Source organism: Pontibacterium sp. (assembly GCF_041587635.1).
GTDB lineage: Bacteria > Pseudomonadota > Gammaproteobacteria > Pseudomonadales > Balneatricaceae > Pontibacterium.
The window spans coordinates 1-1413 of sequence record NZ_JBFGYC010000731.1 but is presented as its reverse complement, the minus strand read 5'-3'; the positions used below and the strand labels follow the sequence as shown (position 1 = coordinate 1413).

Genomic DNA, 1413 nt, shown 5'->3' with positions numbered 1-1413 from the left:
GTGACAACGTTACCTTGCTGAACATCAATCTTGTAAACACCCGGGAATCCGGAACAGCCTGACAACAAAGCTATAAAAGCAACGCTAACAAGAATTTTTTGCATTTCTTTCTGTCTTCCACTTTCGTCATTAAATGCGGATAATGGAGCGAGTGTATCATTCCGTGTCAGGAACAGCATAGAGAATTATTATGGCAATCGAAAACCAGGAACTGCGTAAGGCCGGACTAAAAGTAACGCTTCCACGCGTTAAAATTTACCAGATCCTCGAGCAAGCGGATGCCGGTGTGCACTTCAGCGCGGAAGATATCTACAAGCTGTTGATGACATCGGGTGAAGACGTGGGTTTGGCCACGGTTTATCGTGTGTTGACTCAGTTTGAAGCCGCGGGTCTAGTGTCTCGTCATCACTTTGAAGGTGGTCACTCAGTATTTGAGCTGGCGCGTGATGATCAGCACGATCACGTAGTCTGTGTGAAGTGCGGCAAGGTTGCCGAGTTTTCTGATGCTGAGCTGACACGTCGTCAGCACGAGATTGCAGAGAGCCTTGGCTTTACCGTGACTGATCGTACATTGTATCTGTACGGTGTTTGTACTGAAGGCTGCGAAGACAAGTAATTTTCAACGCAGTGATTGGATTTGAAAAGCCGACCTAATGGTCGGCTTTTTTGTGCCTGATGTTTCGGTTAAGCGCTAAAACCAAGCATCTCGCGGGCGTGTTCAACAGATCGTTCAGTGATATCGATGCCCCCCAGCATGCGGGCGACTTCCTGCACACGTTCGTCACGTCTGAGGCGGTTTATACGGGTAAAGGTCTGTTGTTTTCGTGCCTTCTTGCTGACAAACAGGTGCTGATGACCTTGAGAGGCTACTTGAGGCTGATGTGTGACGCATAGAATCTGAGCCTGTTCACCCAGTTGGCGCATCAACCGGCCGACTACCTCTGCGACGGCTCCGCCAATACCCACATCAACTTCGTCAAATATCAGTGTGGGTGTGCTGGAGGTTTGGGCGGTAATCACCTGTATAGCTAGGCTGATTCGCGACAATTCACCGCCGGATGCAATCTTAGCCAGAGGGCGTGCTTGCTGGCCTTTATTGGTGCTGATGAGGAATTCGACCTCTTCGAGTCCATGTGCGTTTGTCTGGCCTGTTTCGTTGGGCGTGAGTTGAACCTGGAAGTTGGCCGCCAGCATTCCGAGATTATGCAGCTGTTCGTCGACCGCTTTATTCAGCTTACGCGCGGCTTTGCTACGGCTGACACTGAGTTTTTCCGCTTCTTTTAGAAACAACGCATAGTGTTTATCTACATTCTGCCCGAGTTGTTCCAGAGCCTCATCACTGTGATTCAGTGTGTGCAGTTCTTTGGCCAGGGTCTGATGCAGTTGGGGAAGCTCTTCGGGTTGTACTTTGTG

General features: G+C 49.8%; 1 protein-coding gene and 1 pseudogene. One reads left to right on the top strand and one right to left on the bottom strand.

Going from position 1 to position 1413, the window contains the following annotated elements:
• Window positions 1-190: 190 nt before the first annotated feature.
• The gene (fur, locus tag ABYW01_RS21235) at window positions 191-616 is read left to right on the top strand and encodes a ferric iron uptake transcriptional regulator (RefSeq protein WP_372836591.1); all 426 of its coding nucleotides are present in this window, start codon (window positions 191-193) and stop codon (window positions 614-616) included.
• A 68-nt stretch (window positions 617-684) separates the two neighbouring features.
• Here the strand turns inward: fur and ABYW01_RS21230 are convergent.
• Window positions 685-1413, bottom strand: a pseudogene (locus ABYW01_RS21230) (DNA repair protein RecN); the annotation flags it as partial.

Coding starts and splice junctions, on each gene's coding strand:
- fur (WP_372836591.1), top strand. CDS start 191: ATGGCAATCGAAAACCAGGAACTGCGTAAGGCCGGACTAAAAGTAACG.